The sequence below is a fragment of the Cyanobium sp. N5-Cardenillas genome, from assembly GCF_024345515.1.
Taxonomy (GTDB): domain Bacteria; phylum Cyanobacteriota; class Cyanobacteriia; order PCC-6307; family Cyanobiaceae; genus Cyanobium.
Genome location: NZ_JAGQBG010000163.1, coordinates 1 through 7,262 on the forward strand (window position 1 = coordinate 1; position 7,262 = coordinate 7,262).

The following is a 7,262-nucleotide window of genomic DNA, read 5'->3' on the forward strand; positions in this document are numbered from 1 at the left end:
GCCGGTGAAGATGACCGAACAGGAGGTGCAGCGCCTCAAGCTCGAGGACATCGGCACCAACCGGGACAGCCAGTACCGGGCGGCCGAATCCACCCTGCGCAAGCAGCTGCAGGCCAGCACCGTGCTGCAGAAGGCCTTCCAGCCCGGCAGCGCCAACCTGCCGGCGGCCCTTGCCAAACCCTGATCTGCACGGGCCGGGCGCCACGCCCGGCTCGGTCTGGGATCTCAAGCCCTGGTGGTGTCAGCCCTGGAGCATCCTGCTCACGGGACTGGCCATCGTGGCCGGGAGCTGGCTGGTGCTACACCTCTGGTGGATCACCACCGGAGTCTCCTTGGCGATCGGGGCCTGGTGGCTGTTGTTCCTGGTGCTGATGCCTGCCGCCTGGAGGCAGGAGCAGGACGGCGGCGGCTGAACCGGGGAGATCAGGCGACCGGCTGCATCAGCCCACCACCGGGGGACGAGTCGTCGTCGTCGTTGTTGCCGGCATCGGACTGGAACAGGGCAAAGAAACCGAGGCCGAGGACCCCAAGGACGGCCGGCAGCAACAGGGAATTCTGGGTGGCGCCCGCGACCTCGATCAGCTCACCCATGGCACCACGTAACGAAAGATGTCGCCATCTTAACGTTTCCTCTCATTCCCGTGGCCCGTTCAGTCGAAGACGTGGCCGTGCTCGTAGCGCTCCGCGTGGCCCGCGGCCTCGGTGAGGGCCGCCACGTTCTCCCGGGTGAAGAAGCCGTCGTAGCCCAGGCAGCGCTCCACATACTCGGTGATCAGCAGGGAGTAGGCCGAGCTGCGCGAAAAGATCTGGCGCAGGTTGGGCTGGTCGCCGCATTCCCCCACCATGTCGGCGAGGAAGGGAATGCCCAGCTCGCGCAGGGTCTGCACCACCACATCCACGTTCTTCTCGCCGTTGCTGTCGCCATCGATCACCTCATAGGCGATGTGATGCATGCGCCGGCCGAAATTGCGCACGAAGTCTTCGGTGGGCATGGGCAGGTTGGACAGGGAATTGAGGTAGGAGGGGGTGTTGTTGGCCGTGAAGACCCGGGCGGGGGAGAGCTTGTCGTCCCCCACCGATGGGTGGCGGGTGACGTTGGTGGAGGAGTTCATCTCGGCGATGTCATAGGAGCCCCAGTAGTAGTAGGGAACCATCGTCAGGTACTCGAGGATGGCGTCCTCCCGTTCACCGGCCAGCACCCGGGTGGCCAGGTGGTCGATGCCCAGGATCTTGCCCTCCAGCCCATGCTCCCGGTGGCGGCGGGCGGCGTCCGTCAGGGGCGCCAGGGCGTCGTCATCGAGCAGCACCCGGTCACCCAGATCCAGGGCCGCCAGACCATCGAGGGGCCGATCCACATAGCCGACCCGGTTGTAGGTGTAGTCGGAGAGGAAGGTGAAACAGAGGTGCTTGGAGGCATAGAAGGGGTTGGCGGTCTCCCCCGGATAGGCGAAACGGATGTTCTGGGGTTCGAGGATGGCGCGCAGGTCGTGGCAGGAGGACACCCGGAAGATCTCGCCGATGTAGCGGGCGTTGGGCTTGTCGATCGAGAGGGGATACATCGCGTTCCAGCGCGTGACCTCATCCTCGAAGTCATCGAAGAGGGGCTCGAGCACGATCAGGCGCGGAAAGGCCTCACCCCCCTTGAGCAGGTAGATGCGGTGGGTGGCGTTGATCCAGCACTCCTGGTAGCGGTAGGGGCCGGTGAGCGCCAGTTCCGCTAAGTAGGGCAGTCCATTGCCGTGGTCGACCTGGATCACGAGGGCCGCCATCGGCCCCACCACCTGCTCCAGCCCCGAGTCGGCCCGCCGGGCATAGACACGGGGCAGGAACTCCTCGAAGAAGGCGGTGTTGCGCTTGTCGCCCCTGGGCCGGTAGCTGGCGAGATCGATCATCGGCGGAGAGACAGGCCCGGCGCACCCATGGTGGCGCTGCGGCCACTGAATACAAGGATCAACCGCCGGCCAGGACCAGGCCATGACCTACCCCTGCCAGGCGAATCGATCCGGCCTAATCTCACCCAGGGCAGCACCCACCGCTGACGTTCTGCTCCCTTCCGATTGGTGGTGACGTCCAAGATCCCCGTCCTGTTCTGCATCGATGTGGAACCGGATGCGTTCTTCGTCTCACGTCAGGACCCCGAGCCATGGCGGGGCTACGAGCTCACCCATGCCTACATCCGACATTGGCGATCGGCCCTGCAGCAGCTCACCGGCGAGGCCGTGCATGTCAGCTGGTTCATCCGCATGGATCCCCAGGTGGCCCTGGCCCATGGCCGTGCCTCCTGGGCCGTGGAGCACTACCCGACGTTGTTCCAGGAGGCCATCGACGCCGGCGATGAGCTGGGCGCCCATGTCCACACCTATCGCTGGTGTGAGGACTCCGGTGACTGGCTGGATGAGCACGACCGCGACGACTGGGTGGCGGAGTGCCTGGGCACCGCCGTGGAGGCCTACCGCGCCAGCTTCGGGACGCCATGCCGTTCCCTGCGTTTCGGTAACTACTGGTCGGGAACGCAGGCCATCAACCGGGCGGAAGCCCTGGGATTCCGCTTCGATCTGACCATCGAGCCCGGTCTGCCCCCGAATGCGCTGGACTCGCGCAAGCCGCGCCACTCGGGGGATCTGCCGGACTACTACCGGGTGCCCCGCGAGCCCTATGCCCCATCCCGCAGCGACTTTCGCCGCCGGGCCAGGCCCGGCGAGCGTGCCATCACGCTCCTGCCCCTCACCTCCGCCCACCTCCGCTACGGCTGGGGGCCGAGGAGCCTGAAGCAACGGATCCGGCGGCTGCGCAACAACGGATTCCGGCACCGGCTGCAGGACACACCCCTGTCGCTATGGCGGGACTGGAGCCATCCGAACGACTTCAGCGTGATGCTCGACCGGGCGATCGCCCAGCAGCGCCACCCCTATCTGGCCTTCGCCATTCACTCCAACGCCCCCGTCGAACCCGAGTCGCTGCCGAGAATCGACCGCTGCCTGCAGGCCCTGATGGCCCACCCCGAGCGCCCTAGGTTCGTGTTCTGCACCCCCGCCGAAGCCATGGCCATCCTGCGCGGAAACGCCTCAGGACATGGCTCAGGCGCCCCATCCGGTTAAGAGAGATCGGAACCCCCCGGTGGCGCAGCAGCTGCCACCAGGCTTGGAGCTGCCAGGGTTCCGCCATCAGATAGCCCGTCAGGACGGACGTCGGATAGGCACTCTCCGGGTGGAAGGGCAGCAGCCGGCCCAGGTGCCGGATGCTGTCAGGCCTGCCCCTGTGGAGTGTCCGCACCAGGGCTCGCCACTGCCGGGCGTCGCTGGAGGTGAGGGTCGGGCGCATGTACCAGCTCAGGGTGCCGGTGACCAGATCCGTGGCGGCCGCCGATCGGCTCAGCTCCGCTTCAAGCTGCGTCAAGGCGGAGCGCATCAGCCCCGCGTCGGCCTGTTCCAGCGCCTCGATCACCTGCGCCATGGGCCCAAGAATGCGGCACTGGCGCTGCCGCCGCTCCGCTTCCTGGGGATGGCTGAGGCCGCGCTCACGGGCGAGGGCCTCGCAACTCGTGCGGATGTTGAGGAAGTACTCGTGGGCCCGCTCCAGGCGCCAGCGGGTGCTGGTGGCCTCCTGGTGCTGCACGCGATAGGCGGCGGTGGCCGTGGCATTGCGCACCAACGGGGCGATGGAGGCCAGCTGGAACCAGGCCTGCACATCACTGCTCCAGGCGTTCTGGGCCGGCCAACCGCCGATGGCCTCCAGGGCGCTGCGCCGGATCAGCACGAAGGACGGGGTGTCGATCCGGTGGAAGGGAAAGGTGTCCCAGGGGTCGAACCGTTCCGGGCCCAGAACCGGGGGCGGAAAGTGCAGCTGCCGCTCGTCTTCGTAGGTGAGGGTGCGGGACACCGCCGCGCTGGCTGCCGGATCATCGCGCAGCAGCGTGCTGAGCAGCTCCAGGTGGCGGGGATGCCAGAGGTCGTCCTGGTCCAGAAACGTGACGCAGGCCGCCGTGCTGCGCTCAAAGCCGAACTGCCGTGTCTGGTGGGTGCCCTTGCCGGGATGGCGGTACAGGGCCACCTGGGGAAAGGATCGGACGATGGCCAGCGAGTCATCGCTGGAGCCGTCGTCGACCACGATGATCTCCCGGGCCGGCAGGGTCTGGGCCAGCACGGACGCCAGCGTCTGGCGGATCCAGGCCGCCCCGTTGAACAGCGGAATGATGACAGCGATGTCCGCCACGGTGCCGTCGGGGCCTGTCTCGGCAAAGGGGCCCGTCACGGCGAAGGGGTCGCTCAAACCACCAGCACCGCCGCGTTCGTCGCCGCCTGCTCCTCGGCCCGCTGCTCCGGGGTACGCCCATCGGCCTCGGGGATCTGGCCGGCCATGGCGGAAAGCCACGCCATCAGCTGCTCCACCTGCTGGGCGGGGACGAGGGCCTGGAGCAGGCGAAGGGAAGCCGGTTCCTCCATCGGGATCGCCTGGGCGATATGGGGTTTCTCCGGCTTGATGCGTGAGAAACCGCAGTGGCACGCCAGCAGGCTCTGCACCATCAGCGGCCAGGCTCTGCACAGGTGCCGGGACGGGGACGCTGCAAATCTGGCGTGACCAGGCAGGAGAGATGCCACGGCAGGAGAGGGCAACTGGGCCATGGCAACCTTAACCAAAGTTTATGTTGTGACTTGCAAAGTGAGTGTAGAGTTGGCTTGTCTTAGATCCATGCGACTCCTCCATCGCATTTTCTCATGAAGGCACTAGAGAAACTTAAAGTCATCGGTACTTGCTCGGTGGTTGGAGCAAGTGTCGCCTTGGCAAGCCCCCCTTCCTATGCCTTGGACTTGTTTGGGCCGCTCACGTACCTTGGTTTTTCGGACAGCCCTTTTAATGGACCATCCTTTGGTTACTTTCATCTTGAAGATTTCGAAGATGGATTGCTGAACGTCCCCGGAGTAACACCAAGCTCTGGCGTTGTTACTTCTACTCAGTTTGGCGGGTCTATCGTTGATTCAGTCGAAAATGAGCCAAATGGAGATTCCTTCTTTAGCGGTAATGGTCTAGCTGGATATACCTTTACTTTTTCGAAGGCAACTTTAGGGACCCTTCCTACCCACGCAGGTTTGGTCTGGGTTGATGGAGTAAATAATATCTCATTTGAAGCATTTGACGAACTTGGAAATTCTTTAGGCACCAGGGGAGGCAGTCATGCTGGTAGCGGATTTTTTGGAGGCACGCAAGAGGATCGCTTTTACGGCGCCATCAATCCGACTGGCATTTCGGCCATCAAAATCACAGGGGGTGGTGGTGGAATCGAAATCGATCATCTGCAGTATGGAGGTGCTCTACGCCAGCAACCACCTTCAACTTCTAACGTCCCTGGCCCCCTTCCAGTCCTGGGTGCTGCAGCAGCATTCGGCTTCAGCCGTAGTCTGAGAAGGCGCCTCAAGGCAGTTGCTCCTGACAACAGGATTAATTGAGTCTGATCTGACTCCCATTCCAGCCCTGCCGTTAGGTGGGGCTTTTTTCGTTTGAGCTCCACTTAACTATCGTCGTGACAATGGGTCTGGACGACAAGCCATGACTCAAGAGCCCGGGGCAAGAAAAGGGAGATTACGTCCTGCTCGTGGGACAAGTAGCTCTGCTGGTCTTACGCACCAAAGTCAAGTCGGCACCATCCAATGACAACCAGGCCCACGCTTAGGCTTGTTCACATCAGCGCTGACAACCATAATAAGGCCATTGCCACGAAGCACCCATCAGTCCAGGAGCGGACTTGTTTCTTTCACTTCACCTCGGCTGAACTGCCTGCCTAAATCTTTCCTGCGGGACACGGTTCAGACGCTGCGTGTCGACGCTCGTCTGATGGGTGTCGAGCGTGAGTTTCGATTCCGAGTGAACCGCCTCAGAACCTACGATTTCCTCCACCGGTACCATGATTCTCCCCTCGCCAGGTGGCGGGCTTGGAACTGTTGGTCGCCACGACGCGCCGCTCCATCAAGAAATAGCCAAAAGCGCGCATTCACCTAACGACGAAAGAAGCTGCGTACGAGTGCATTGACGCGGATTCGTTCCCCCTCACACCACCAGCACCGCCGCGTTCGTCGCCGCCTGCTCCTCGGCCCGTTGGCCGGAGGTGAGCCCATCGGCCTCCGGGATCTGGCCGGCCATGGCGGAAAGCCACGCCATCAGCTGCTCCACCTGCTGGGCGGGGGAAAGGGCCCCCAGGCCCCGGGCCAGCACCTTGGCGGTGCTGCCGGCGCTGCCCTGATACACCATCCGGCCGTGCAGGTGCTGGGGCAAGGCCTGGCGCAGGCGGCGGAAGGCGGGTTCCTCCATCGGCGTTTCCAGGGCGATGTTGGGCTTCTCCGGCTTGATCCGCGAGAAGCCGCAGCGGCGCGCCAGCAGCTTCAGTTCCATCAGCTGCAGCAGGCTCTGGACCGGTGCCGGAATCGGTCCGTAGCGGTCGGCCCAGCCGGCGGCCAGCTCCACCAGGGCCGCCTTGCCGCCACATTCGGCGGCGGCCCGGTAGGCGGCCATCTTCTCGTCGGCTTCGGTGATCCAGTCGGCCGGGATGAAGGCAGTCACCGGCAGGTCGATCTGGGTCTCCTCCACCGCCGGGATGTCCTGGCCCTGGATCTCGGCCAGGCAGTCCTGCAGCATCTCCATGTAGAGGTCGAAGCCGATCGCCTCCATCTGGCCGCTCTGCTCCACCCCCAGCAGGTTGCCCACGCCGCGGATCTCCATGTCGCGCATGGCCAGCTGGTAGCCGGAGCCCAGCTGGGCAAACTCCTGGATCGCCCGCAGCCGCTGGCGGGCCGCCTCACTCAGGGCGGCATCGCCCGGATAGAACAGCCAGGCGTGGGCCTGGATGCCGCTGCGACCCACCCGACCCCGCAGCTGGTACAGCTGGGCCAGGCCGAACTTATGGGCGTCCTCCACCAGGATCGTGTTCACCCGGGGGATATCCAGGCCGCTCTCGATGATCGTGGTGCAGAGCATCACGTCGGCCTCGCCGGCGTTGAAGGCCACCATGGCGCTCTCCAGCTCCCCCTCCGGCATCTGGCCGTGGGCCACCTGCAGCCGCAGACCCGGCAGCATCGTCCGCAGCTGGCCCGCCACCTCTTCGATCCCCTCCACCCGCGGCACCACGTAGAACACCTGACCGCCGCGGTCGAGCTCCTGGCGGATGGCGCTGCGCACCGCCTCCTCATCGAGGCTGGCGAGGTGGGTCTTGATCGGGCGCCGCAGGGGCGGCGGCGTGGTGATCAGGCTCATCTCCCGCACCCCCGAGAGGC

The 7,262-nt window shown here is 64.8% G+C and carries 8 protein-coding genes and 1 pseudogene; 4 read left to right on the forward strand and 5 right to left on the reverse strand.

Translation table 11 applies throughout. The features are described 5' to 3' along the window. Both KBZ04_RS12460 and KBZ04_RS12465 read left to right on the forward strand, forming a co-directional pair. Positions 1 to 184 (forward strand): annotated as a pseudogene (locus KBZ04_RS12460) (peptidase S41); the annotation flags it as partial. Beyond that, positions 171 to 413, forward strand: coding sequence for a DUF6737 family protein (locus KBZ04_RS12465; RefSeq protein ID WP_254992234.1), 243 nt, complete (start codon positions 171 to 173; stop codon positions 411 to 413). The pseudogene KBZ04_RS12460 and the gene KBZ04_RS12465, both read left to right, overlap by 14 nt. Before the next feature lie 10 nt (positions 414 to 423). On the opposite strand, the gene KBZ04_RS12470 is transcribed toward KBZ04_RS12465, so the two are convergent. Beyond that, entirely contained in the window at positions 424 to 591 is a 168-nt protein-coding gene (locus KBZ04_RS12470; protein ID WP_254992235.1) for a hypothetical protein, read from the reverse strand. A 59-nt stretch (positions 592 to 650) separates the two neighbouring features. Further along, positions 651 to 1,892, reverse strand: a complete 1,242-nt coding sequence (locus KBZ04_RS12475; protein WP_254992236.1) for a hypothetical protein — start codon at positions 1,890 to 1,892, stop codon at positions 651 to 653. Between the two features lie 171 nt (positions 1,893 to 2,063). Between KBZ04_RS12475 and KBZ04_RS12480 the strand changes: the two genes are divergently transcribed. Continuing rightward, a complete protein-coding gene (locus KBZ04_RS12480) occupies positions 2,064 to 3,098 on the forward strand; it encodes a hypothetical protein (RefSeq protein WP_254992237.1) in 1,035 nt (344 codons plus the stop codon). Here the strand turns inward: KBZ04_RS12480 and KBZ04_RS12485 are convergent. Both KBZ04_RS12485 and KBZ04_RS12490 read right to left on the reverse strand, forming a co-directional pair. Then, positions 3,010 to 4,269, reverse strand: coding sequence for a glycosyltransferase family 2 protein (locus KBZ04_RS12485; RefSeq protein ID WP_254992238.1), 1,260 nt, complete (start codon positions 4,267 to 4,269; stop codon positions 3,010 to 3,012). The two genes, KBZ04_RS12480 and KBZ04_RS12485, sit on opposite strands and share 89 nt — an antisense overlap. Continuing rightward, entirely contained in the window at positions 4,266 to 4,523 is a 258-nt protein-coding gene (locus KBZ04_RS12490) for a hypothetical protein (RefSeq protein ID WP_254992239.1), read from the reverse strand. Before KBZ04_RS12490 ends, KBZ04_RS12485 begins: the two co-directional genes overlap by 4 nt. Positions 4,524 to 4,715: 192 nt before the next feature. Here KBZ04_RS12490 and KBZ04_RS12495 point away from each other — a divergent pair, with 192 nt between their 5' ends. Next, positions 4,716 to 5,444 carry a hypothetical protein gene (locus tag KBZ04_RS12495; RefSeq protein ID WP_254992240.1) on the forward strand — a complete coding sequence of 243 codons (729 nt, stop codon included), beginning with the start codon at positions 4,716 to 4,718 and terminating at the stop codon, positions 5,442 to 5,444. Between the two features lie 598 nt (positions 5,445 to 6,042). On the opposite strand, the gene KBZ04_RS12500 is transcribed toward KBZ04_RS12495, so the two are convergent. Then, positions 6,043 to 7,262 (reverse strand): helicase-related protein (locus KBZ04_RS12500; protein WP_261351106.1); only part of this gene is annotated, 1,220 nt, incomplete at its 5' end.